We start from the raw sequence: 26195 nt of genomic DNA on the forward strand, positions 1-26195 counted from the left end.
GCGATGTAGGAGCGTCATTACGAATTGGTATTAGACGTTTGCAAACCGGAACTTTCATGACAAAAAAGATCAGACAATCCAAATTTTTTCAACGTGCTGCTGATGCACCAGATTTGCCATCAACTCCATTCAGGTTCATTTGCTATTTCGTTAACCAGTTTCGCTGGTGGTATGTGCTAGCAGTTATCTTGGAGATTATAAACGCAACCTGTGGCATCATGTTGCCTTATGCTATTGGTGAGATAATTCGGGGTGTAACGCGATCAACGGGCGACAGCAAGCCCATTTTTGATGCCATGAAGCAACCCCTAATGTTATTCATCGGCTTGAGTGTGGGTGAAGTGGTATTTGGGCGCTCGGCTGGACTCTTGCAGACGATTCTCCATCCGATTCATCGCCAGCACATTGTGCGATCGCTATATGCCTACTTACAGCACCATTCGCATCGCTACTTAAGCAGCAGTTTTTCCGGGGCATTGGCACATCGAATTAGCGAAACTTCTCTAGGTGTTACGCAGACGATGCAAATGATGATTACTGAATTTATGCCAGTAATTGTTGTGTATACCGTCGCCACAACGATACTGTATCGCGCCTATCCTCCGCTAGCTGCACTCGTGGGGATATGGGCAGTTCTCTTCATCAGTATTTCGTTCTGGCTGGCAACTCGCTGCCGATTTTACTCCCGGAAAGCCGCAGCCGCCAGAAGTGAGACAACTGGGATCATCGTAGATGCGGTAACAAATCTCACTAGTAGCCGATTATTTGCTCGCTTTGGTTTTGAACGACGCTATTTGAATGAGCAATTAAGGCGCGAAATCAAACACGTGAGAGAGTCCAACTGGTACTCGGAGCGAATTCGCTGGTTTCAGTTCATCTCAGCAGCCATTCTGAAAATCAGCACCCTGTATTACTCGCTCTCTCTCTGGAGTCAAGGAACCATCGCTACTGCTGACTTTGTTGTAGCAACTAGCCTGTCGCTGTTGATCATCAGTGAAGCGCGTAATTTGAGCCGCCGCTTTCTGGAATTTTTTGAACATATTGGTAATGTTGCCAATGGTGTTTTTATCATCGTTCAACCGCACGAGTTGGTCGATCGCGATCAAGCGATCGCCCACTCAATCACTCAAGGTAAGATTGAGTTTCGACGGGTGAATTTCAACTACACAGAAGAGAAGAAAGTTTTCACCAACCTTTCTGTCACCATCCAACCCGGACAGCGTATTGGATTGGTGGGCTTGTCCGGCTCTGGAAAATCCACCTTTGTCAATCTGATTCTGCGTTTGTTCGACCCGCAATCTGGAGAGATTATCATTGATGGGGTCGATATTCGAGACATGACTCAGGATGCCTTACACGCTCAGATCAGTTTGATTCCTCAAGATCCGTCTCTGTTTCATCGCACTTTGCTGGAAAATATTCGTTACGGACGCTTGGATGCAACCGATGAGGAAGTAATAGAGGCTTCGCGAAAAGCTCATGCTCACGATTTCATCGTCCAAAGTAAGGATAGTTACAATTCTCTGGTGGGCGAACGTGGTGTCAAGTTGTCTGGAGGGCAGAGACAGCGCATTGTGATTGCGCGGGTAATCCTCAAAGATGCGCCGATTCTGATTTTAGATGAAGCCACCTCTAGCCTCGATTCAATCACCGAAAAAGCAATCCAGGATACCCTCGACTTAGCAATGAATGGGAAAACGGTGATCGTGGTAGCTCATCGATTATCTACCATCGTCCATCTAGATCGGATTCTGGTGTTCGACAAAGGTCGGATTATCGAAGATGGTTCCCACGCCAAACTACTAGCACTCGGCGGCGCTTACTACAGATTATGGAAAATGCAAGCAGGTGGATTTCTGCCGGAAAATCTTGACGAGGAACGCATACGCGAGGTTCGTACTGGCACAGATAACGTCGAAGAGGGAATGATCGCTTGACCGAACAATTCGCAATTCGCAATTGTGGACGTAATTGATAAAGGTTTTCGGACGCGTTTGAGCGATTATACCAAAAGTCCAGAAAATGCTGTGTTACTGACGGCAGCGATTACATCCCTCATGGCTTTAACCGCAATTCCTCTCGATCCATCGATCGCTACTATTGTTATTCTCTACATCCTCAAAATCGGCTTGAATGTCTATTGCAAGTATACCGACAGAGGTGACGGGGGAACTTTACCACCGGGTAAATAAAATACAGATGCGATCGCTTCCTTAAGAGGAGCAACGCGAAAAAGTGAGATGATCCTGAAATGAGCAGGGGAGGTAGCGGGAGTAAAGAGAAATTTTAAGTAATTTTTACGACTGGTATAGCCATCAATACACTTATTTATTTCTCTCCCCATCTCAAAACCCCAAAACGCGATCGCATTTATAATTGAATTACTGTCTTAGCTATAGCCTCAGTTGAGAGTAAGAAAGACAAATTATAAACATATATTTGCAATAAAAGAGGTCTAAAAATGAAAAGTGAACAGGAACGCGAACAATTAATTAAAGAGATTAACATCCTGTTAAATCAGGCTTATGATAGTACTTTAGATGAGATTTACACACTAATTCAAACAATCGAAGAAGAAGAAGAAGAAGAAGATTTAAAAGCCTACGATAAAGCAAAAACAGAAGCTAATATTGATAATTCATTGTTATGGGAAGAAGCTAAAAAAGAACTAAAAACAGGAATCAAAAAGAAAGTTGCGTGAGTTATAAAGTTGAAATATTGAGGGGTGCATTGAAGCAACTTAAAAAAATACCGTCAGAACTTCAAGAACGTATACAAATTAAAATTGATGATCTAGCTACAGAACCACGTCCGAATGGGGTCAAAAAGCTAAAAGGGAAAGAAAATGCTTACAGAATTAGAGTAGGTGACTATCGCCTTATCTATGATATTTTCGACGATCTTCTAGTGGTGAATGTTGTGGAAGTCGGACATCGTAAAAATATTTATAAAGATGAAAGTTGAAAAGCAAGAAAAACTTAGAGCGATCGCACCTCCAGAAAACCCAATCGCACCTCCCCACAAACCCAAAACGCGTAGACGCAATGCGGCTTTTCGTTAGACATCGCACCTCCACAAACCCCAAACGCGATTCCCGTTGAGCATACAATATAGAAAAGCAAGTTATCTGTAATCTCTATGGAAAAGCTAAATATTAAAGAAGAAGCTCGAAAGCTAATTGATAAACTACCTGCTAACTCAACATGGGATGACCTCATGTATGAGATTTATGTTAGGCAAGTTGTGGAAGCTGGACTTGCTGAGAGTCAAGCTGGTAAAGTAATTTCCGCACAGGAAGTTAGGGCAAAATTTGCACTACCAGAGTGTGTTAATAAAAATTAAATAGACTCAAACCCTCTTCCCTCCTGCCTCCTGCCTTCTGCCTCCTGCCTCATCCCCAGCTAGATAAGAATCATGATTGCTAGCAAAATCCTCTGGAGCATTTATCTTGATTTGTTTCAATTTTGACATGAAACTCGGTTTTTTTAGATGTTGTTTAGATTGGGCAAAATCTTTGATTAAAAGATATAGTTCATCTAGATATTCTTCGTTAAGGCTATCAATTTCAGCGTGAATTTTGTCTTTTGCAGTCATTTCTGCCTTTCCTGTAAATACCATACTCATTGTAACTTTTAAGGATAACTGGAGAGCGATCGCTCTCCCAAACCAATCAAGCAAACGCGATCGCACCTCCACAAACCCAAACGCGATCGCTCTCCCAAACCAAACAAGCAAACGCGATCGCACTTCCACAAACACAAATGCGATCGCCTATATTCCCCTACTCCGGTAAACTCTCTAAAATCTCCCGTGCTACCTTAGACCAATATTCATCCTGATACTCAACATATATCTCCAACGCTGTCTGCAAATTAGCCCTAGCCTCTGCATAGTTTTCCTCTGCTTGTGCAAGCGTTCCTAAACAATAAAGCGTGAGAGCTTGCGAATAGCGATCGCCAAATTCGATTTTGATTTCCAGGGCTTGTTGATAATAATCCCGTGCCTGGTCGTATTCCCGCAACTTTTGGGCAACGATTCCCAAATTGTGGTAAGTGCTAGCACTCGCATAGCGATCGCCAAATTCGATTTCGATTTCCAGGGCTTGTTGATAATAATCCCGTGCCTGGTCGTATTCCCGCAACTCTTGGGCAACCCTTCCCAACTGGTGGTAAGTGCTAGCACTCGCATAGCGATCGCCAAATTCGATTTTGATTTCCAGGGCTTGTTGATAATAATCCCGTGCCTGGTCGTATTCCCGCAACTTTTGGGCAACGATTCCCAAATTGTGGTAAGTGCTAGCACTCGCATAGCGATCGCCAAATTCGATTTTGATTTCCAGGGCTTGTTGATAATAATCCCGTGCCTGGTCGTATTCCCGCAACTCTTGGGCAACCCTTCCCAAATTGTGGTAAGTGCTAGCACTCGCATAGCGATCGCCAAATTCGATTTTGATTTCCAGGGCTTGTTGATAATAATCCCGTGCCTGGTCGTATTCCCGCAACTCTTGGGCAACGCTTCCCAAATTGTGGTAAGTGCTAGCACTCGCATAGCGATCGCCAAATTCGATTTTGATTTCCAGGGCTTGTTGATAATAATCCCGTGCCTGGTCGTATTCCCGCAACTCTTGGGCAACCCTTCCCAAATTGTGGTAAGTGCTAGCACTCGCATAGCGATCGCCAAATTCGATTTTGATTTCCAGGGCTTGTTGATAATAATCCCGTGCCTGGTGGAACTGTCGCATATCCAGAGAGACATTACCTAAATAAAACAAGGAATTGGTGACAGCAGGACGATTTTTCTGCTTTTTGGCAATATCTAAAGCTTGTTGATGATAGCTGTTTGCACTTTCAAACTGTCGTTGCTGCTGATAGCTTTCACCTAACTGATTGATAACTTCGATTTGTAAGGAATAATCAGGGAATTTCTTGGTAATTTTCCCAGCTTTTTCTAAATATTCTCTAGCTTTGATTGGTTTGTGCTGGCTTAAATATGCTTTGCCCAATTCATTTAAAATATTACCGCAATTGCGGAGATGTTCTGGGCTAGGTATTTCTCCAGTTGGGTGATATTCCATCAACAGCCCATGTAATAAATCGATACGTTCTTGTTGTTCTGGTGTTGGTAAGCGTTCTATATTTATATCTGTATTCAGAGTATTGGCAATTGCCCTATCTCTAGTCAATTCTGTGGTTTTAAAGCGAAATAAACCTGATTTCCAAGCCCAAAAATCAGGTGCAAATTTTGCTAACCGCGAAATCGCATAATCTGGCAAGATAAATAAAAGCGGATGAGGTACGGTTTTTCGATAAGAATCGCGGACGAAGTTTAAATCTTGTAAAACTGGTGGATAATCTCCAAAAACACCAATCGATTTTTCTAAATTCCGAATTAATAAAACAAGTTTTTTATTTGTTTCTTTAGTAATTTTGGCTAATTGCTCCACCAATTCATCCCGCAAAAATTGCAAATTTCCATCAGGAAAATCTAAAACCACAAATTGGATTTCTTGACATTGAGGATTTTGTTGCAATCCAGCAATTAATAGGTTTATATCGGGTGTAAAGTTAATTTCAATAAAACCTAAGGTAAATTTTTCTGCAAAATCGACAAATGTCACTAATTCAGCAAATTCATCTTTATTATAGGCAATAAATTTACCTATTTCGGCTTGAACTTCACTGTTTTTGTGCTGATTGGAGAGCTTCTTGGAAAAACTCATTTCGCTTCACCACCGGATTTGGATAATTCCACCGTTTATCACCGTTATATTCCAATACAGAAGTATTAAATAACATTAATTGTCCAATTTCATCTTTACTGACATTTTTAGTTAAGCAAACCTGAGCCAAATGAGCGTAATGTTCTTCAGGAATAAACCGCTCAAAACTAAATTGTTGCTGTTTAACTGCATACTCTATATCTTCGGATATAATTTTTGCGTGTTTTCGGGTACTCGCTGTTTGACATGCAGAGCGCATCATTTGCATTAACTGACGCACATGGCCACCACTTGCTTTTGCTAGTTCTAATAATTGATTACGGCTCTCGAAAATTGCATCAATATCAACCCGCTTTTCAATTACACTTGCCATCGCATCTAAGCCCGTCTGATGATAATTTAAATCACATTTATGCCGTTCAAATTCATAGATATTAATCATCGGCACAATATGAGGATTACCATCAAATTGATTCAGGGGATTTTTCGGCGAGCAAAGAATTGAAATTGGTACTGTATAAATGATTGTACAATTTAATTCTTGCATCTGAGCCGCATAATCAAAAAATAAATGTTCTGCTACGGCAGGAGGAACCCGATCCAAATTATCGAAGATAATTAATAAACCTTTACACGGAGGAAATTTTTGCCGCAATTTTGTGTAAGCGTCGCTTAATAACAGATTAGTATCAGATTTGAGGCGAGATAAATCTTTTTCTAGAGTTTGCCGAATAGTTGTCTTTTGCTTGTCCGAGCCTTTAATTTGTGCCAGCAATTTGACCATTAGTTTGGCGAGAAATGGCGCAGTAGGGCTGAGAGTTGCTTCTGCCTCGACGTTGACTGATTTTTCGACACTTTGCTCGTCTTCTTGAGTAATGTCTTTAAACCATGATTCAAAACTTTTTAATAAATTTTGATTAAAAGTCAAACCTAATTTTCGTAATTCAAATTCAACTTGTTTAATTACAATCAAATATAAATCTGTATACCGGGTATCATTAATATCTGTCTCTTCATTCGCTTCCAAATAAATAACCCGATAATTGTTTTCCCAAAGACTCTGAATTTTTTTTAACTCCGTACTTTTACCACAACCGCGATGTCCAGTAAATAAAATTGTTGTAAAATCACCTGCTTCTTGAAAATCCAAAATTGTACTGACATTATCAATAGCCGAAGTTTTCCGCACCCCCGACAGATCGACATAATACCGTTCCATTTCTGCTGGTTCAAGCGGCTCAACATTACAAGCCAAAAAAGCCGCTTTAAGAGTATTTGCACGCTGAAAACTTGACTGAGGCATTCTTTTGAGCAGATAACAATCACCAACTTCTAAATTTTAAGCGATCGCCCATCAAATTTAGCAAATACAGCTATAGGACTCATAAAACTCCGCGCGCAAGGAAAGGAAATTATTTATGATTCCTACAGTAGACTTCTTGCATGAATCAAAAACCCTCACCCTAAATCCCTCTCCCAAGCTTGGGAGAGGGACTTTAAAATTGGCTTCCCTTCTCCCAAAATTGGGAGAAGGGGTTGGGGGATGAGGGCAAATTTTGCATTTGTGCAAGAGGTCTAGTCATTGCACCCCAAACAGCCAAAGCTATGCTTTGTCTCCCCTTTCCTTGCTATCAGCACTCGTAACTCGCTTAACCCTGAAAACTAGTTGCCAAAATTGAAACGTTTGCAACAATTGCTCTTTCATGTATAAGAAAGGTTTAAGTATTTCCAAGAAAGGTATAAGCAAGTGCTGCAAAGGCTTCATACTTTGCAACAATTGCTCTTTCATGTATAAGAAAGGTTTAAGTATTTCCAAGAAAGGTATAAGCAGGTGCTGCAAAGGCTTCATGCTTTGCAACAATTACTTGTTCATGTATAAGAAAGGTTTAAATCATTGCAGCAATCGTTGTAATTAACTTATGAGTTGCTCTATAGTGCGTAGGCGTAGCCCGTCGTAGACATCGCAAACCGTCTTTATGAGCAGAGCTTGGCACGGACGGCATCAATTCTCGCTAATTACTGCTGTAAGTCAACCTAGTAGAGAAACAGAAAGTGCGATCGCAATCAGCTTAAAAGAATTGAATTTACGTTAACAGTGTTGTTGTTTTTTGAAGAGTGACAACAACAAACACATAAGTCCCATTACTACCAACGACACTGAAGAAGCAGATTCTGGGACAGGCTGAGAGTTTTGCACAGGCTGATAATTGATGAAATTTCCTTGAATTGGGCTGAGTGATGCCAAAAGTTGCTCAATATCCTTAGATATATTAGTGTCATTACCAACACTTTTAGAAGAGATCAGGCGGTTAAAGGTTTGGCTACTTGATACATCAAAATCTCCTGTAAACCCCAGAAAATTTTGACCTATTTTACCTATAAGAGAGTCAATCAGATTGTTAACATCAGTTTTGATCCCTAATGGGGATAACTTTAAACTGCTGAGATTATTGACGTTTCCAATCGTTGTGTTGTCAGTCTTTGTTAACCAATTGCCATTACCAATAATTTCATTTCCATTGGTAAAAACCCAGTTCCCATTACCAATAATTGTGTTATTAGTGCCAAAGTCCCAATTGCCGTTTCCAATGGTTGCGTTGTCACTACCGAAGTGCCAATTTCCATTACCTAGTGTTGCATTATTACTGCCGTTGTCCCAATCCCAGTTGCCATTACCAAGGGTTGTGTTACTCTTTCCAAATAGCCAGTTGCCATTACCGATAGTTGCGTTGTCATTATTAAAGTTCCAGTTACCATTACCAATGGTTGCACTGTTACTGCCATTATCCGAGTTAAAATTACCAATAGTCGCGTTATTACTACCAAAGTCCTTATTACCATTCCCAAGCGGTGCGTTGCTCTGATTAAAAGTTTGGCTACCTGAATTAGATGTATTACCAGTGTTACTAAAGGGTATATTGTTACCAAGGACTTCTTTCAATGGATCGAAAGGCGATTGTTGAAGCAGACTTCCAGCACCTGCGATCGGATTGCTGTTACCTGCAAACGGGTTGGTAGCCCCACCTGCGATCGGATAACCACTGGCTGCAAACGGGTTACTACCTCCTGCTAATGTGTTATCAATACCCTTGAAATAGTTATCACCCAGAACTAACTTTAATCGCTCAAAGATTAATTTCTGAAGCCCACTGCCACCATCGCCTGCAAACGGGTTAATACCGCCACCTGGAATAGGATTGTTACCGTTACCTAATAACAGATTGTTACCACCCGTCAACAGGCTGCCTTTAGCAGCAGACAAACTGTCATTGGCAGCAAAGGAATTACCGCTATATAGGTTGCTAGCGCCACCTGCACTTAATGGATTAAATCCACCATTTATGGGATTGACAGCAGACGCTTCCATTGGCACTAATTCTCCTATTTTTAGTTAAAAAATTATGGGGTCTTCAGTACTTCTTATACCAATTATGAATTTGCTAAACCCAAAATCTCTCTAAAATAAAGGCTTTAATAATCTTACCGTCAAACTAACAGAAGATATTGCCTAAACCTTTACCTGAGAAGAGTTTCGGGCGTAAAATAGCAAACTAGTACAATAAGGCAGAAGTCACATCAGCGATAATACACGCTTTTCTGGTTTATCGAATAATATGTTTATTTGCGCCAAGCTGTACTAGCATACTATGTACTGAAGAACTCATGATTGTTCCTCTCGATTTATCTGCTGATTTTCGCAAATATTGTATTAAGCGAAGGGGTTTTGTCCACCACCACCACCAAATGAGGGGATTTGTCCACCACCACCACCAAATGAGGGGATTTGCCCATCACCACCAAATGAGGGGATTTGTCCACTACTGCCAGATGAGGGAGTTTGACCACTACCACCAAATGAGGGGATTTGACCACTACCACCAAATGAAGGGATTTGTCCTTGTCCGCCAGATGATGGGATTTTTCCACCACCAAGTTCCTTGTCAAGCCTTGAGTTAACTAGCTTGTCAATACTACCCCTCAAACCGAACCCGTCCGGTATTTCAGTTGTGCTAATACCACCGGACTGGCTACCAGCACCAGTCAAAGGGTCGCTACTACCGCCTGTGGATGGGCTACCACCGCCTGCAAGTGGGTTGCCACTACCTGTGGATGGGCTACCACCACCTGCAAGTGGGTTGCCACTACCTGTGGATGGGCTACTACCACCTGTGGATGGGCTACCACTACCTGTGGATGGGCTACTACCACCTGTGGATGGGCTACCACTAACTTTGGATGGGTTTACACCACCTGCAAAGATATTCCAGAAGTTGTCGCCAGCGAAAGGATTACCACCATAGGCTAAATCAGGCTGACTGCCACCGCCACCGCCACCACCACCAAATGGGCTACTGCCACCCTTTCCATCACCAACACCACTGAATAGATTTTTGACGCCTTCCTTACCGACAACTTCTTCCAAGCGACCGAAGGGTGATTGTCCAAGCGGATTGTTCCCACTAGTAGAGGAGTTACCGCTACCACTATTACTCAAATCTGCCATTTAGGATTAATCCTCGTGTTATTTTAATGAAAATTTTGCTAGCATTGCAACATAAAATAGACAAAATATAAGTCTGTTTTGTCTATTTGATTGCTATCTTTTTGTTAGCAAAACTAGTTAGTAGTTATTAGATTATTTGGTTATCTTTGTTAAGTGGAGATAAACAATTTTTAACCAATACTACTTACAATTTACAATCTATATGATTTAATGTTGAAAGACAATGAAAAATATTTTGATATGTTTATCAAATTTGTAGATATTTTTAGACAATAATAAAAAAATAACTAAAGTTTTTGGATAATAAAATTGAATTTAGACTAATTATTATATTGTAATGAATAATCTTTTGATAAAATTACCAAATTTTTAGATATTTAATTTATCTGCATTTATCCGGGGCTATATCACTTTTATCTGATGTGATAGCGCAAGACTGATAATAACGAATAGCACGGTTACTTATAGCTTACAATAATTAAGTCGGCACAATCAAAGCAAACTATGTGAATAAAAGTAAACAAGGTTGAAACGCTTTTTCTCCTAGCCCTCTGCCCCTACTACCTGCCTTATTCTAACGATAATTATTTACGCCGACCTAGTTAGCTTGCATCATATTAGCACCACTACGAAGTGCAGCGAAAAAAGGTTCAGGTACAGGGATTACTTCAGATAAATCAGCAAATTCAATCCTGGAATTGTACGCGAAAGTGTCCACAAAACTAGGGTGATGTAAATTGAACCCAAACTCCATTGATACCAAGCAAGTGCAGAGATGATACCTGGTAAGTGTTCGTCTCGCAGCCGAATGTCGTTAAATCCTAATTTAACTAGGTTGTTGAGGCTAAAATCATAGTAGTTGAGCCAGTTCCAACGCCGATCGCACAACAAGGGCATATATCGTTCCCGAAATGTCTCATTCCTTGGTATGACTGGCAAACGTCCAATCAATAATCGTAACTGGCGAAATGTGCCGTCTTCTGTGAAGTAAGAAACGTCCATTAAATCGTGATAACGACCTTGTTGGTAAAGTCGGATTAATAAAGCCATTGGGACGGGGACAATAATTATTAACAGACACCCCAATGTCAGCCAAGGTTGTTCGGCATTGCGAAAGATCGCTAGTAAACTGAAGAATTCTAAAACGCTAAAACTGACTAATATCGAAATTGTTTCGTAAGATGTGGGAATAATTGGTACGGGATGCAGCCGACGATAGCGATCGACTAGCCAAAACAGTAGGCCGAAATAAGCGATCGCTAATCCTCCCACGCCAAAGACTAACCAAAAATTCGTACCATAGCCACTCAACAACAGCAATACACTCAACGCCAACCAGCTCCAAGCTTGCAGTAACCATCCACCGATAGAAAGGGTTTCGCCAACAATTAAGCGATCGCTCAGTTGGGTATATTTTTCTAAATCGATGTCTGCTATGGTGAGTAACTCACTACTGTTGCGAAAGGATTTTAGCAGACGACGCTGGGCGATCGCTTCAGCTTGAGTTGCAGAAAAACCCAGGTTAATCAAACTTGCTACAGTTGCACTATTAATATTTGTAGCCGTCAAACGATGGCCAAACTCTATTAATCGCAGTCGTTGTTTTGTGTATTCCAGTTCATTAGCATCGGCAACTTGCTGTTGCTGACGAAAATTCTGCCCCAAGTTCCGCAAGACGTTTTGATTACCTTGCAATGTTTTGATGCAGAACATCTGACCAATCTGACCGGGATTACCTAAAATTTTCGCTTGGTTGGAGTTAAAAGTTAAACTAGATACGCTTAAACAAGCTTCTTGAGCAAACCTGGCATCACTAAAATCTGCTTGGTTAAGAATGTTCGCACCTTGCAAATTTACTAACTGGTTAAACTCCGCTTCTCGGAAGCTTACAGCTTGTTCAAAAGTCGCTTCTGTTAAAAGGAGAAACTGATTAAAATTCCCTTTAGTAAACTGGGCTTGATTAGCAAAATACACTTCAGAAAAATCAGCATTTCCTTGCCATTGCACGCTACTGAATTTAGCCACCTGTTTAAAAATTGCTTTGTTGAAGTTGGCAGTATTCTCAAAGAAACTGCCTTGAAAATCAGCGAGTTCCCGAAATTTTATTTTTTTGAAATCAGCTTTTTCAAAAAAAATACTGCCCTGAAAATTGCTTGGTTGCAGGAAGTTAGCACTGGTGAAACTAATGGAACGAGCAAATCTGGTTTCAGTCCAGTTTGTGGGTTGGAGAAAAGTTGCACCTTGGGCATCCACAGACTGAAGAAAAAATGTATTGGAGAACTTCACTTCGCCGTTGAAGCGAGTTTGCACCAGTGTTAAGACACCACGAAAGACGGCGATTTCACTGTATGGAGTTGATTCTGTTCCCAGAAGCGATCGACAATCTTTGGAGTTGGGTAAAGCGATGGCGAGTGACTCTAGACAAACGAAGCGCAAACGTTCTAGTTTTTCTTGTTCGGTAGCGGTGAAAATGGGTGCAATGGCTTTTGCATACAATGGTGTTCTTAAACCCAAATCGCTGCCGACAAAATCCCCCAGAATCAAAGCATAGCTGAGGTCTAAACCTAGAGGTTTTGTAGCGAGTTCTTTTCGCAGTAGTTGGTAAAAAGCATTACGAAAGGTGGCGTTTTCTGGGCGTAAATCAATCGCCATTTTCTGCAAATCTATGGTCAAATTTCCTTCGCGGAGTATGGGTGTGCGTAGTCGTTCTTGCAATAATTCTAGAGTTAAGGGTGTGCGTTCTGATTGTGTTTGTGCTGCCCAAGTAGGTAGGGGGAGGAAGAGGAGAAGTAAAACGCAAAGGAACGCAAAGGGAAGCGCAGAGGTACGCAGAGAGAGTTTTCTGGGTATCTTTGCGTTTAACCTCTGGATAAATCTGTTTTTAAAAGATAAATTATGCAAATTGTTCGATCATTCGTCACTAATTAGCAGAACAATTTTACCCGCTACAGTACCGCTTTCAATCAGTTGGTGGGCTTTAGCTACTTCTTTTAAGGGAAATTTATGACTCACATGGATTTTTAATTTGCCTTCATCGATCCAGGTGGCAGATTGTTCGAGAATTTCTGCATGATGGTGGAGACTATCTTGTAATTCTAGCAATGCTGGTGCCAACATGAATTCTAAACCAATGCGGAGGTTGCGAGTTCTAGCAGTTTTCCAAACAGTATTGGCATCTGGTTCGAGAATGGTCACAATATCGCCATAGACTCGCACTGCGGGGAAGGTTTTGTGAAAGGTTTCGCCGCCTACGGTATCAAAAGCCAAGTCTACGCCTTCGCCGCCAGTCCAATCTAATACCGCTTGCACAAAGTCTGTTTGTTTGTAAAAAATTACCCGATCGGCACCAAGTTCTTTGACGAAATTAGCTTTTTCCTCAGAACTCACTGTGGTGGAAACAGTAGCACCTTTAAGTTTCGCTAATTGAATTGCTACATGACCGACACCACCAGCACCCGCATGAATCAAAACGCGATCTCCAGGTTCTAATCGTCCGCGTTCATATAAAGCTTCCCAGGCGGTGATTAACACCAAAGGCGCTGCTGCTGCTTCGGCAAAGGAGATAGAAGCGGGTTTACGTGCCACAAACCGCTCATCTACAACGGTATATTCAGCGTAATTTCCTTGGTGTGCGCCCAAACCGCCATGGCAAAAATATACTTGATCACCTGCGTGAAAACGCTGCACGCCAGCACCCACTGCTTCAACAATACCTGCACCATCACATCCTAAAATTGTCGGCGTGCGATCGGGGTAGAAACTGCCTCGACTACGAAGTTTAGTGTCAATGGGGTTAATACCAGCTGCCACCAAACGCACTAAAAGTTCAGTATTCCCTACAGGAACAGCAGGGTTTGGCACATCCTGTACTTGCAGAACTTCGGGACTACCAGCTGCTGTCATCAAAACTGCTTTCACAACTCTTTCCTCCTGGCTTTAGATGCACATTCTTATGCAACTTTAGCGCAAGAGGGTAGATACAGAAATGTTTCTGAACCAAAACTGCAATGTCTAGATATCTCATAAATGTGTTGATAATTTATAAGTGTTTTAACGTGTTTGGGGGTAACATCAGAAACGTTTTCAGCCATTCTCACTGGGCTAGGGTATAAGTATGAATTGCTACCCAGCTATTTGCTCCACTGATAACTGCTAATATTGCGATACCTTCTCCTGTCGGAGACGCTCCGCGAACGGTGAGCTACGCTAACGCAACGATATCTACCAATTGATGTTGTTTAGTACGCTCAATTCTGGGATCTTCTAGGTTACAAAAGTACTTGAGGATAGTATCGTCAAAGTTCGCACTCATAATTTGTCGATGTTGCGATCGCAACTCTATGAACACCAAACTCAATGATCCTGCAAATCGAGATTTTCTCCCTTGCGCCTACAACAGGGTGAGTACGATCGTACTCTGTACTTGGCTATGGCACTAGAGAATCTAGCAAATCAGGCATGGGATGAAGTGGAGCGAGTCTACCCAGAATTGTGACAAAGGTTGAGGTTGCAGATAAACTCAAACCGATACATCTTCACGCTCACAGATGTAACAAGTAGAGCGGAGATTCTAAAGCGTCTCTGACAGGAGAAGCGATCGCAGTGCTTATTTTATAGTCGCAGATAAGATAAAAGAGTAACATGCTCCTCACACACAAGTAGCAATGACCTCAACCCTGCGGAAATTTCCCCGTCTCAATGCTCCGACGCTGCACTACTTGCCCAATGGTTTGACAATCATTGCCGAGCAAATGCCAGTTGAAGCCGTAAACCTCAACTTATGGATAAAAGTTGGTTCTGCTGTCGAACCTGATGCCATTAACGGCATGGCTCACTTTTTAGAACACATGATTTTTAAGGGAACAGAACGACTAGCTAGCGGCGAATTTGAACGTCGAATTGAAGAGCGGGGTGCTGTAACCAATGCTGCTACTAGCCAGGACTATACTCATTACTATATAACTACTGCCCCCAAAGATTTTGCCGAGCTTGCGCCACTACAAATAGATGTAGTATCAAATGCGAGTATTCCTGATCATGCCTTTGAACGTGAGCGATTGGTAGTTTTGGAAGAAATTAGGCGTTCAGAGGATAATCCCCAACGGCGGACATTTCGGCGGGTGATGGAGACAGCCTTTGATTATCTACCCTATCGCCGTGCAGTATTAGGGCCAGAATCGGTGATTGCCGAACTTAAACCTCAGCAGATGCGAGATTTTCATGCTAATTGGTATCAACCCCAGTCAATTACTGCCGTGGCTGTGGGCAATTTGCCCGTGGAAGAATTAATTGCAACTGTTGCAGAAGGATTTACAAAAGCCATTCCCCATTACCCCTTATCCCCAGAGGGAACCCTACCTTCCCCACTCCCCAGTACAGATGCGATTAATCGTGTCTCTGCCCACTCCCCACTGAATCCTGAATCAGCATTTACAGAAATTGTTCGTCGAGAATTTATCGATGAAAGTCTGCAACAAGCAAGACTAGTAATGGTTTGGCGGGTTCCAGGAATGACTCAGTTAGATCGCACCTATGGATTGGATATTTTAGCCGGAATTTTGGGACACGGACGGACATCAAGATTAGTGAGGGATTTACGAGAAGAACGGGGATTAGTTTCTTCGATTTCTGTGAGCAACATGAGCAACGAGCTACAAGGGATATTTTATATTTCAGCTAAATGTGCAGTAGAAAATTTAGCTGTTGTAGAGAATGCGATCGCTCAACACATTGGCAAAATACAAACAGAGTTGGTAACAGAATCAGAAATAGCTCGCGTGCAGCGACGAGTAGCCAACAGATTTATATTTGGTAACGAAACACCAAGCGATCGCTCTGGGTTGTATGGTTATTATCAATCTTTGGTGGGAGATTTGGAACCCGCCTTTAACTACCCAGCGATTATTCAGAGCCAAGATGCAACAGACTTGATGCAAGCAGCCAAAGAGTATCTATCTCCAGATGCTTATGGTGTAGTTTTTGTCAAGCCGTAAATTAAGTATGGGGAATGGGGCATTGGGCATGGAGAAGAGAAAAATAATTAATTCCGACTTACGCAAAAACTCTCTAGAACTTTTATTACTTCTCTGCGAGACGCTACGCGAACGTGTCCTTTGCGTCCTTCTCTAACGAGACGCTGCGCGTAGCTTGCTTCTCCGTAGGAGTATGCGGTTCGTTTTTTCATAATTTTGCGTAAGTTCTATTAATAACCAATACCCAATGCCCAGTTACTAATCCAAAATCTAAAATCCAAAATCCAAAATTGCATGATGTGGACTCAAATCGACACCCATATTAGCCAGGTGACTGGCAAAAAATTTCAAAGTCAGCAACGGCGATCGGTTGGTGGCGGGTGTATCAACCAAGGTTATGCTGTTTCCAATGGTGAGATAACCTACTTCCTCAAGCTAAACCAAGCATCCCAAGTTGCGATGTTTGAAGCTGAGGCGTTGGGTTTAGAGCAAATGCTAGTAACAGCTAGTATTCGCGTTCCCAAACCAATTTGCTGGGGTACTGCTGATAATTCTAGCTACATCGTCCTGGAATGGTTAGAACTTGGTAGCGGTAATACTAAATCCTCTCTACGAGACGCTCCGCGATGGGAAGAGATGGGGCGCAAATTGGCAGCGATGCATAAAGCTAGCAGCAGTCAAGGTTTTGGTTGGAAAATTAACAATACCATTGGTTCCACACCCCAAATCAATACTTGGACAGCAGACTGGGTGGAATTTTATCTTAAACATCGCCTGGGTTATCAATTTCAATTAGCAAGGCGGCGGGGAGGTAATTTCCCTAAAGAAGATAAGTTATTAGCGGCGATTCCTGAACTGTTGGCAAATCGTCAAGTGCAACCTTCCTTGGTACATGGCGATTTATGGGGCGGAAATGCTGGGTGTACTGCGTCGGGAGAACCAGTGATATTCGATCCAGCAACTTATTTTGCAGATAGAGAAGTTGATATCGCCATGACAGAATTGTTTGGTGGGTTCCCAGCAGCGTTTTATAAAGGTTACAACGAGGTATTTCCGTTAGATGCAGGTTATGAACGACGAAAAACGCTCTATAACCTGTATCACATTTTGAATCACTTCAATTTATTTGGCAGCGGTTATAGTTCGCAAGCCAACCGGATGATTGACCAGATTTTGCACTAAGTGGAGGATTGCAGAAACATTATTGCAATTAGCAGGACACGATATTTAACTCTTGGTTTCAATATCGTACAACTGGCAGAGGGTGAGGAGTTTTTGTTTGAGGCGATCGCGCAGACTCTCAGGTGATACAATCACGCAATCTTCCCAATAAGGCGATACTTCTCGAATCAACCAGAAGGGATTAGCTACTTGGCGCACCACCTGACGCACATCATTAATCATGTCATCCTCAATATCATTTTCCTTCGGTTGATAAGCTTTGGCTAGCCGACTCCGAAAGTGTAATTGCACTTTTACATAATCAAGTTCGCCTCGCCAATCACCACTTGTAGATACAACAGATTTAATTCTGTCGAAGCTGAGGCAACGGTTGTGCCAAAGTTCAGGTAGTTCTGGGATATCATCTTCTACGTCTGCTGTTTCTTCGCACCAAATCATCAGATAGAAGCGTTTATCAAAAAACTGTACCTCAGCATGACGAACTTTATAATCTAGCTCACGACCTTGAGAGTCTTGATATAAGAGATAGAAAGGCTGTTTTGCTTTAATAAGTTCTTCTATCCTACTCCGCCACTCTTGGATAGGTTGACTAAGTTGTTTCATCAGCAATTGACGAAGAGGTGCTTCGAGATTGCCACGTTCTAGTAAAAGTGCAATTACAGTTTCTGCTTCTCCTATATGACCTGCATCGTTTAAAGTTTTTATCGCCTGCTGTAAGGCATTAACTTGGTTCGAGTCAAGCGTAAACGGCTTTCCGACCTCTACAGATTGTTGTGCGATCGCTACTATTAAGCCGGAAATACTGGGTTCTTTGCCCCAAGTTATATTCAGGTGGCGAGCGATCGCTTCTAGTTGTTCCTTAGTTCCTGGCGGAATTGACAGTGTAATCGTTTCTTTTTTTCTCGGCATCTTTAATTTGTAATTACACTATTGACATAAATAGTATTTTTAGCTATTTTATATGTATACCAAGTTAATCAAGAATTTCAATACCAAAAAAAACACAATGTTACTCGCTAGGCAGATATCAAAAAAGCCAGAGCTATACTCTGGCTTGCAACCCCTGATAGGGATTCATAAAGTTATGTTAACGCCTTGATCACGTCTTTAGTGATCGCATAAACAGTATTTCTCAGCTATCGGGGGTAGTTACTGCTACTCCCATTTCCTGAAAAAGCAGCTAGTGAGGTCAACGACCATGACCGATGATCATTTGCTGTCCAGAATTTCGCTTGACTCCAATATTTATTTCGATAAACCTTGTATTAGAGGTCATCGTATAAACCATGAACGAACAAACATTACTAGAAAGAATCACATTTAACCCCCAAATTTTTGGCGGTAAACCGATTATTCGAGGTCGTCGCCTAGCTGTTGAACATATTTTAGGAATGTTAGCAGTAGGAGATACTATTGAAACTTTGCTAGAAGCTTATCCCTGGTTAGAACGGGAAGATGTACAAGCCTGTTTAGTCTATGCACGAAGGTTAGTTGGTCATGAACGAGTTGAACCTTTATTCATAGAGTCCCAAAGGTGAAAATACTACTAGATACTTGCATTAATGCTAGGGTGCGTACCGATTTACAAACGGCAGGGTATGATGTGGTTTGGTCTGGAGATTGGCCAAAAGATCCAGGTGACGAGGAAATTTTAGCAACCGCCTATCGTGAAGGTAGGATTTTAGTCACCCTTGATAAAGATTTTGGAGAGTTAGCAATTTTGCGGGGAAATCCTCACTGTGGTATTTTGCGCTTAGTTAATCTCTCAACCTAAGAACAATCAATAGTTTGTTTGCGGGTACTTCAGCTTTACGGAAACGAATTATTCTCTGGTGCAATTGTAACTGCTGAATTAGATAGAGTCAGAATTCGCCCACCTGAAAATAGGGCTTGAAAATTCATTCAATAAAAACTCGTACTAGTGGCACAAGAAATTAAGACAGACTATGGTGATTGTTGACCACATGGTGAGACTGAGTTTGGCATTAAATCTATTTACAATTTATATTTTTCAATATGATTAAGCGCAATAAGCTTTTGAATGGCCCTCCAAAGTCTTTGGAGGAGGTTTATTTCACGGAAATTCGCTCCCAGCTTTACGAAAATCATGCACATCGTCATCAAACAGGTGTGAGAACGGGTACAACCCTTGCAGAACACCTCGATTCTGCGTGTCAGTTCATTTTGACAGTCAGCCGAATTGCAGAAGTCCCAGAAGATAAAAGACCTTTGCTACTAGCTGCAACTGCTGTACATGACCTAAATAAATTAGATACCAAAGGACGCAATGTTAAAACCCTGGCTAGAAATCAGGAATTTTTACGAGAACAACTTGAAAAGGCTTGTGTACTTACCTTTATCGTCTCAGAAGATGATTTGGAGTTAGTTAGAAAGCTAATTGAACGCCATTCAGGTCATAACGTCAGCGATGGAGCAAGATTTTTACCAGAAGACCCAAATATTGAACGTTGGGCGGCGATGCTTACAGCCGCAGACTTGTTTGATTTAGGAATTCCAGATGCACAACGTTTTCGTAAGCTGGAAAAAGAATTAACGGTTGCTTTCGGGCGAAGCTGTAATCTTTTTAGAATCCGCATCTCTGAAGATAAAGGCTATATTACAGCTTTGTTGCTGGGTGCTTGCGAAGAGGTTTTACAAAAGCATGGGTTAAATCCTTTAGCAATTTTTCCTGATGGCGAACTTTTTGAAGGGGAAGCTTTACCAAATGTGGATTTGACAAAAGAAATAGCTGCTGTTTGGCAAATTAAAATTGACCAAGTTTTTGGAAATAATATTGAAAGACTTGTCAGAGCTACCAAGGATGGGATTAAAGTTACTTATCAAGCTATCCAACAAAATATTGAGGAAGTTTTGGTAAATGTTCTAGCTCTTTTAGAAAAGAAAAAGGCTGGTTATAAATCAGACAAGATTGCTAAAGATGTGACTAAGTGGGGTGAAGCGGCTGGTGCAGATGCACTAATAAAAGCGGCTGAACTTCAATTATTACCTGTAAGTAACGCAGAAGAATTTGCTATATCTGAGGGGTTGAAAGCAGCTTATCTAAGTTACCGTGAAGCCAGATTAAGCCCTAAAGAAGTTTGGGATAAAATCGCTTATCATACGGGTATCTCTGAACTTCAGCGCACTGCAATTGAGCCATTTAATGGTCAATATGGGCGACCTTTATTTGCTGCTAAGGCTGCTATCAAAGGAATTGAGGGTATTAAAGAAGCTCTACAAGAATCTTTCCAGCTAAGAAAGGAAAGTACACAAATATCTGAAGAAACAGAAGTATCTGAAGAAATGATTGCAGCCGTTAGCAGAATGGTAAATTTACCTTTTGCTATTCGGTTAAATGGAGCCAATGATTTAAATACTTATGTAGAAGCAAATCCCAGACAAAGATGCTCTTTAGGTTCTACTTCCACTGATATAGATGAGCTAATTTCAGATAATATGCCTCCTGGTACAAAAGTACAAGCTTTTTCTAACCGCTTACCGGGTGGTATCAGTGCTGAACCGAAAAGACAAGCAGATTCAATTGCAGCTTTAGCCTACCAATTAATGGCAGTTGGGGCGAACTTTGCTGCTGTTAAAAAACAAGACCTATTTTATTTGCACTTAGCATTACCTAAAGGTTCTGCTCCAGAATTGTTGAGAATTTGGCGTGAACTTTTAAAACAACTTGCAGCGACAAATGCTGAAGGTGGTACTGTCACTATTGATGAATTGAAATTATATAGAGATAACCAGCTTGAATTTAAAGCTAACAAAGTAGTTGGTTTAGCATTGCCAAAACGTCCTGATTTTGTGCATACATCTGTCATTATTCCTCTAGTTTGGGGAGATATTAATAATTCTTTAGCTTTACTAAAATCACTGAGGCTTGCTTTAGAAATTTCTTTGTCTTTAGATATTGGCTTTCCTTTTACCTTGAGTAGCAATCTAGAAGTGGAGTTATCTAATGATGTTTACGGACGAATAGAAGGAATTCCTTCTGCACTGCAAACTTTATTAGGAAATGGACAATATGAGCAGCGCCAAGATGCAGAAAAAATTCTTGAGCGGCTACGTTGCATTGGCAAACTAGCAACATCTGTTGCAAGTATTCAGAAAGCCGATGATTGTTTTTATGATTTAGCTCGTGCTTGTGTCAGACCAATTGAACTTTATTATGTCTTGCTACGTTGGACATTACGAGAACAAGATGAACCAAATTTGAGTATTATTTGGAGTCGTATCTGTGAACCGTTAAATACTTTGTTGGAGAACCTTATGCCGGATGAAAAGTCGTTATTAACTAAATATCTCAAAGAAGCTGCTCAAGTTGCAGCAGAGGCAAAAATTTGGGGAAGTTCTTTTAAACGAACTGCTCAAGCAGAACCGTTTACAGCCTTTATTGCTGCCATTCGTTCTCAAAAGTCTTATTTGGGTTTAGATGTAATTTTTGCCGCTTTAATACAGCAATATCATACTCGCTTAGACCGTATCCGGGAGCATGGCGTAGGCGCGACAAAGTATGAACAGGTGAAGCATTATTACGAGGTATTGCGAAAGCTATATGAGGAGGTTTATTCAGCACGTCCTGAAAAGTTTTTATCTGACCAAAAAACTTTAGAAGCTGCTTATTTGTTTTTCCTTGAAGAAGCGCGTAAACAGCTAAAAACTCAGCTTCAAGATGATTCAGTCGAAACAAATACAACTGTGTAATTAATTAGGAGTTTATCATGTCAATTCAAAAGCTTTCTTCAGTAATAGCAACAATTTATGAGAATTTCCCCAAAGGACGTTTTATTACTTTAGTTGTTTTAAGAACAACCCATTCTGAAACTATTTTTCGCACAGAAGGTTCAGGTGAACCAATGTGTAGCGAATTTGTCCAAGCTGGTTTGGAGGGTGAAAATCAAAAAACTATAATTCAACGCTTGGTAATGACTAAGCGTAAACAAGTAGCACCAGAAAGACGCTACGGACGAGAACATTTAAGAGCGCATGAGCTTTTATACACCAATATTAAAGATGGCTCTCTTTGTTCTTTAAATACTAATGCACCTTGTGAAATGTGTACAGATTGTTTCCTTTACGGCTTCGCTGCCGGTGGTGGTGGCGCTCAAAAAAGTCGCATTTGGACTGAGGATGCTTTTAGTATTTTACCTGCTAGTGATGTTGTAGGCGATCGCACCATAAACGCCATCTACGAAACTGGCACAATGCGCGATGAAAAAGGTAATCCCTCAACAGCTTTAAATACCAGCGAATACATCAAACCAGGCGTGCATTTTCTAGATGTCGTCACCCTAAAAGATGTAACTGCGGATGAATTGCGCTATATCATCGGGAACATTCTTTTCACAAGTCGTTACGGTGCAGTTTCTAGTCGTGTTGGACGAATGGAAAACCAAATATTAGGTGTATTTGGTAGTATTACCGAACTTCCTAGTTCTCTGGAACTTGTACAAGCTACTTATGATGTATTAGGTAAACCTTTAGAACACCCTTTGAATATTAATCAATTAATTACAGCAAGTAAGCAAGTAATTGCAAATTGGCAAAATAAGAGAGGAGTTTCTGTGCATTTATCTGAAGCAGAAGTAACAAATTTACTGACTGATGTAGAAACTAATTGGTCAGAAGCTGAACGTGATAATTTTCTCAAGCGTTTAAGCCAATCTTATGAACCCTTCCGTCAGGTTGCAACTGAAAAGAAAAAGGCTAAGGCTAAAGGAAAAAATACACTAGTTGAAGTAGAGAGTTAAATTATGTCAACAATTCCTTTTCAGCAGGCAAAACTTGTTGAATTATACTGTCTTGAACCAGTCTTTTTTGCCTCTAGAGAGTTGTCTGATACCTATTACACTGAAGGGGTAATTGGGAATTATGCTCTTACCTATGCTTTAGGTAGGGTAAATTCCCCCTATCGACTCCAAGGTGAGGCTACAGGACGACCAACCTACAAAGAAGATTTTCAGCCAATAGCACAGGATTTTTATATCTTACCAGCTTCACCGATAGGCAGAGTTACATTCAGATTTGAACGTTTCAATGCTCTTTCTGATGCTTATTGGTATGCAATGACTAATAACCGTGTTGCGACTGCACGGGAAGATTTACCATTACAACGCCAAGGTAAAAAACCAAGTTCATTTAGACCAAGTAATTTTCCACAAACTGGAAGACTGCGGATGATTGAACGCAGAAACAAATTTCAAACTTTGGTATTTGGAAATCACCAATTACCAAATTATATTCGGCTTGGTAAATTCATGAGTAAAGTCAAGGTGAATGTGCTTAATGAATTTCCTGTGACTTTACTACCAGAAGGTGAATATCAAAGTCAACATTATTTAAATGCTGCCGATTTACCACAGCAAATAGAAACTTTAGCATTCGATTTAATTTCTATTCCTCCTGCACCCATTATTAAAAATCTTCGTTTTCGGGGTGCTGCTTGGCAAGTTGGGCAAATGATTGTACCAGCAGGGTTACATTTTTGCGGTAGAGAAAATAGCAATGAGTAATCAAAAGTTAGTTATCAGATTAGAACCACGCAGTATTTCAGCTTGTGCATCTTTACCAGATGAACTATCTTTCATAGGTAATGCACTTCAGCACCAAGTAGATGTATTTGAACAATCTAAGGATGCTGATATAATCCTTGATTTAGCACCTACTGGCACAGGTAAAACTAAAGCAGGACTAACAGTATTAAAGCATCAGCCAAATAAAAGTGCTGTTTACATTGCGCCAACTAATGCTTTAATTGAACAGCAAACAGAAGCAGCAAAACAGTTTGTTCGTGATGCTAATTTACCTCATGTCGTTAAATCAGCCTCAGCTAAAGATATTAAAAGCTGGCCTGACGAGAAAGTTGGTCGTCGTTCAGGAGAAAAGCTGTATAATGTTTTGCGAAATCCCACTACAGTTTTTGATGATGTTGGGGCAAATACACCAATTCTCTTGGTAACAAATCCTGATATTTTCTACTATGCAACTTTCTTTGCATATAACAATCTAGACAGAGGCAATATTGCTGCTGGTTTTTACACCAAATTTTCTACAGTCATTTTTGATGAATTTCACCTCTACGATGCTAAACAGCTAGTAGGAATGCTATTCTACCTCGCTTATTCTCACGTTTTTCGCTTTTTTCAGGACGGACGTAAAGTAGTTTTGCTGACAGCAACACCAGAACCAGCTTGTGAATTAGCCTTGCAGAATTTCAAACAAGCTGGTGTGAAGATAGCAAGAATTGATGGGGAAGCAGGTAATACCAATCTTTTACCGTCACAAACAGCAGTTAATCTGGAATTAAGACCAAAACCAGATAGTAAGGAAGAGTGGTTAGCAGAGTTAACAGCAGAAGTTGTCCAACGTTTTCGAGAAAGACCTGATGAAAATGGTGCTGTAATTCTTGACTCTCTTGATAATATTAATCGTTTATCGACTTTGTTAAGACAGCAAGGAATTGGTGATGACATCGGACGCATTACAGGCCCTGCACCCAAAAAAGATAGAGAAAGGGCTATGCAGTGTCAAATTATTTTGGCTACTAGCACTGTAGATGTAGGGTTTAACTTTGAAAAATATCCTAAACCGAAACGGCAAAATTTAGATTGGTTGATTTTTTCAGCACGCGATCGCGCCGCATTTTGGCAGAGAATTGGTAGAGTAGGGCGTGTTTTGGGTAAATCTGAAACTAATATTGATTCAGAGTCCATTGCTTACTTACCTGCTAACGCTTGGGAAGAAGGTTTAACCTCTCTAGATACTAGTGAGGGACGTACAGCGCTAAAAGACGTACTAGAAACACTTCCCTGTTTAGATAAGCCTTTTTTAAAAGCTTACTGGCGTTCAGAAGCATTTCTAGAAATTGCCCGTCCCTTGTTGGAATTGGAAGAAATGCTTGAAGGTTTAGCTGAGGAAAAATTTATTTTGGAGTTATTCAATACTCTAAAATCTATTTTTGAAGGAAACAGAACTTGGGATGATTATCGCTACAGAATGAAGCTTTTACGAGGCGCTGAAACTATTGCTAAAAAAACTCCCAAAGAAATTAAAAAGGATTGGAAGTATATCAAAGGTGGTCAAGCGTTTGTCAGAACCTTTATCAAGGCTAAATTTCCTGAAGATTGGGATGACTTACAAGCTGGACGTACAACTTTAGACGAATACGTAGATTTATTTAAAAAAGATGAAGACGCACTAGCTGAGTTAAAAGAATTTGCTGAAGTTTTTAGTACAAGCTATGCACCTTTATTTAGTTTTCGCTCTAGTCTGTTTGAAAGTCTTTCCATTCGTGACCCTTATGGTTTTATTCTAGATGAATCGGAGGAAACAAGACTAGATCCTTTTCATCTATTACGCTATTACGAATTTGTCCAAAATGGTGATTATATTGAAGTCACCAGTCGCGCGGCTGAAGCTTATCAATTGAGTTTTGAATTACGCTACACTGATAACTGGCAAGAATTTATCAGTACAGAACTGAACAAACTAACAGCTTTTAAAAATTGTCGAATTATCCGCACTCTTGGAGGAGGAACACGACCAACAGACCAAATACAATCTTTGAATAAGCATCTTTTACCAGGAATAATTATTTGCCCAAGAACAAATGCTGCTGTTATTTTCCAATTAAACAAGCAAGGAATTATTTCTTATCCAATAACCATTGTTTGTAATGATGTGGAGAAAGAATATAGATTCTTTGCAGGCTTGTCAGGAATTTTAGCAATAGCAATGAAGTTTAAACAATTACGTCTTCCAGATGATGAGGTTTTTATTGCGGGATAAGTAATTAAATTCTCGCACCAATGGT

22 protein-coding genes are annotated in these 26195 nt (G+C 40.8%); 13 read left to right on the forward strand and 9 right to left on the reverse strand.

Translation table 11 applies throughout. The features are described 5' to 3' along the window. The first annotated feature begins 56 nt into the window (after window positions 1-56). From NLP_RS03640 to NLP_RS03660, 5 genes are all read left to right on the forward strand, one after another. Window positions 57-1937, forward strand: a complete 1881-nt coding sequence (locus tag NLP_RS03640; RefSeq protein ID WP_104905195.1) for an ABC transporter ATP-binding protein — start codon at window positions 57-59, stop codon at window positions 1935-1937. 24 nt (window positions 1938-1961) lie between these two features. After that, window positions 1962-2192, forward strand: a complete 231-nt coding sequence (locus NLP_RS03645; protein ID WP_199784753.1) for a hypothetical protein — start codon at window positions 1962-1964, stop codon at window positions 2190-2192. Between the two features lie 269 nt (window positions 2193-2461). Then, entirely contained in the window at window positions 2462-2701 is a 240-nt protein-coding gene (locus tag NLP_RS03650) for a hypothetical protein (RefSeq protein WP_104905196.1), read from the forward strand. Next, the gene (locus NLP_RS03655; RefSeq protein ID WP_104905197.1) at window positions 2698-2964 is read left to right on the forward strand and encodes a type II toxin-antitoxin system RelE family toxin; all 267 of its coding nucleotides are present in this window, start codon (window positions 2698-2700) and stop codon (window positions 2962-2964) included. The genes NLP_RS03650 and NLP_RS03655 overlap by 4 nt, the downstream gene beginning before the upstream one ends. 174 nt (window positions 2965-3138) lie before the next feature. After that, entirely contained in the window at window positions 3139-3342 is a 204-nt protein-coding gene (locus NLP_RS03660; protein WP_104905198.1) for a hypothetical protein, read from the forward strand. A gap of 6 nt (window positions 3343-3348) precedes the next feature. Here the strand turns inward: NLP_RS03660 and NLP_RS34580 are convergent, their stop codons facing one another. The 8 genes from NLP_RS34580 to NLP_RS32740 form a co-directional block, all read right to left on the reverse strand. Further along, window positions 3349-3759, reverse strand: coding sequence for a hypothetical protein (locus NLP_RS34580; RefSeq protein WP_234017191.1), 411 nt, complete (start codon window positions 3757-3759; stop codon window positions 3349-3351). A 22-nt stretch (window positions 3760-3781) separates the two neighbouring features. Beyond that, window positions 3782-5719: a tetratricopeptide repeat protein gene (locus NLP_RS03670; protein ID WP_104905199.1), complete on the reverse strand. Its 1938-nt coding sequence runs from the start codon at window positions 5717-5719 to the stop codon at window positions 3782-3784. Then, window positions 5676-7022 carry a P-loop NTPase fold protein gene (locus NLP_RS03675; protein WP_104905200.1) on the reverse strand — a complete coding sequence of 449 codons (1347 nt, stop codon included), beginning with the start codon at window positions 7020-7022 and terminating at the stop codon, window positions 5676-5678. Before NLP_RS03675 ends, NLP_RS03670 begins: the two co-directional genes overlap by 44 nt. Window positions 7023-7808: 786 nt before the next feature. Then, the gene (locus tag NLP_RS03690; RefSeq protein ID WP_234017192.1) at window positions 7809-9086 is read right to left on the reverse strand and encodes a hypothetical protein; all 1278 of its coding nucleotides are present in this window, start codon (window positions 9084-9086) and stop codon (window positions 7809-7811) included. Between the two features lie 342 nt (window positions 9087-9428). Continuing rightward, window positions 9429-10223 carry a hypothetical protein gene (locus NLP_RS03695; protein ID WP_104905203.1) on the reverse strand — a complete coding sequence of 265 codons (795 nt, stop codon included), beginning with the start codon at window positions 10221-10223 and terminating at the stop codon, window positions 9429-9431. 663 nt (window positions 10224-10886) lie between these two features. Next, window positions 10887-13124, reverse strand: a complete 2238-nt coding sequence (locus tag NLP_RS03700; protein ID WP_104905204.1) for a pentapeptide repeat-containing protein — start codon at window positions 13122-13124, stop codon at window positions 10887-10889. 9 nt (window positions 13125-13133) lie between these two features. Continuing rightward, complete coding sequence (locus NLP_RS03705) at window positions 13134-14141, reverse strand: zinc-dependent alcohol dehydrogenase family protein (RefSeq protein WP_104905205.1); 1008 nt, start codon at window positions 14139-14141, stop codon at window positions 13134-13136. Window positions 14142-14424: 283 nt separating this feature from the next. Further along, window positions 14425-14580, reverse strand: a complete 156-nt coding sequence (locus NLP_RS32740) for a transposase family protein (RefSeq protein WP_234017193.1) — start codon at window positions 14578-14580, stop codon at window positions 14425-14427. A gap of 307 nt (window positions 14581-14887) precedes the next feature. Between NLP_RS32740 and NLP_RS03710 the strand changes: the two genes are divergently transcribed. Next, window positions 14888-16216 carry a M16 family metallopeptidase gene (locus NLP_RS03710; protein WP_104905206.1) on the forward strand — a complete coding sequence of 443 codons (1329 nt, stop codon included), beginning with the start codon at window positions 14888-14890 and terminating at the stop codon, window positions 16214-16216. A 276-nt stretch (window positions 16217-16492) separates the two neighbouring features. Then, complete coding sequence (locus tag NLP_RS03715; RefSeq protein WP_104905207.1) at window positions 16493-17377, forward strand: fructosamine kinase family protein; 885 nt, start codon at window positions 16493-16495, stop codon at window positions 17375-17377. 45 nt (window positions 17378-17422) lie between these two features. On the opposite strand, the gene NLP_RS03720 is transcribed toward NLP_RS03715, so the two are convergent. Beyond that, window positions 17423-18286: a helix-turn-helix transcriptional regulator gene (locus NLP_RS03720; RefSeq protein WP_104905208.1), complete on the reverse strand. Its 864-nt coding sequence runs from the start codon at window positions 18284-18286 to the stop codon at window positions 17423-17425. A gap of 377 nt (window positions 18287-18663) precedes the next feature. On the opposite strand from NLP_RS03720, the gene NLP_RS03725 reads away from it, so the two are divergent. The 6 genes from NLP_RS03725 (at window position 18664) to cas3 (ending at window position 26170) form a co-directional block, all read left to right on the forward strand. Continuing rightward, window positions 18664-18915, forward strand: a complete 252-nt coding sequence (locus tag NLP_RS03725; protein ID WP_104905209.1) for a DUF433 domain-containing protein — start codon at window positions 18664-18666, stop codon at window positions 18913-18915. Next, a complete protein-coding gene (locus NLP_RS03730; RefSeq protein WP_234017194.1) occupies window positions 18912-19151 on the forward strand; it encodes a DUF5615 family PIN-like protein in 240 nt (79 codons plus the stop codon). Before NLP_RS03725 ends, NLP_RS03730 begins: the two co-directional genes overlap by 4 nt. A gap of 242 nt (window positions 19152-19393) precedes the next feature. Then, window positions 19394-22087 (forward strand): CRISPR-associated protein Csc3, encoded by a 2694-nt coding sequence (locus tag NLP_RS03735; protein ID WP_104905210.1) that lies wholly within the window; start codon window positions 19394-19396, stop codon window positions 22085-22087. 17 nt (window positions 22088-22104) lie between these two features. Continuing rightward, window positions 22105-23133, forward strand: a complete 1029-nt coding sequence (gene cas7d, locus NLP_RS03740; RefSeq protein WP_104905211.1) for a type I-D CRISPR-associated protein Cas7/Csc2 — start codon at window positions 22105-22107, stop codon at window positions 23131-23133. Window positions 23134-23136: 3 nt separating this feature from the next. Then, window positions 23137-23895, forward strand: coding sequence for a type I-D CRISPR-associated protein Cas5/Csc1 (gene cas5d, locus NLP_RS03745; protein ID WP_104905212.1), 759 nt, complete (start codon window positions 23137-23139; stop codon window positions 23893-23895). Then, a complete protein-coding gene (gene cas3, locus NLP_RS03750) occupies window positions 23888-26170 on the forward strand; it encodes a type I-D CRISPR-associated helicase Cas3' (RefSeq protein WP_104905213.1) in 2283 nt (760 codons plus the stop codon). Before cas5d ends, cas3 begins: the two co-directional genes overlap by 8 nt. The last annotated feature ends 25 nt before the right edge of the window (window positions 26171-26195 follow it).

The sequence above is a fragment of the Nostoc sp. 'Lobaria pulmonaria (5183) cyanobiont' genome, from assembly GCF_002949795.1.
Lineage (GTDB): Bacteria > Cyanobacteriota > Cyanobacteriia > Cyanobacteriales > Nostocaceae > Nostoc.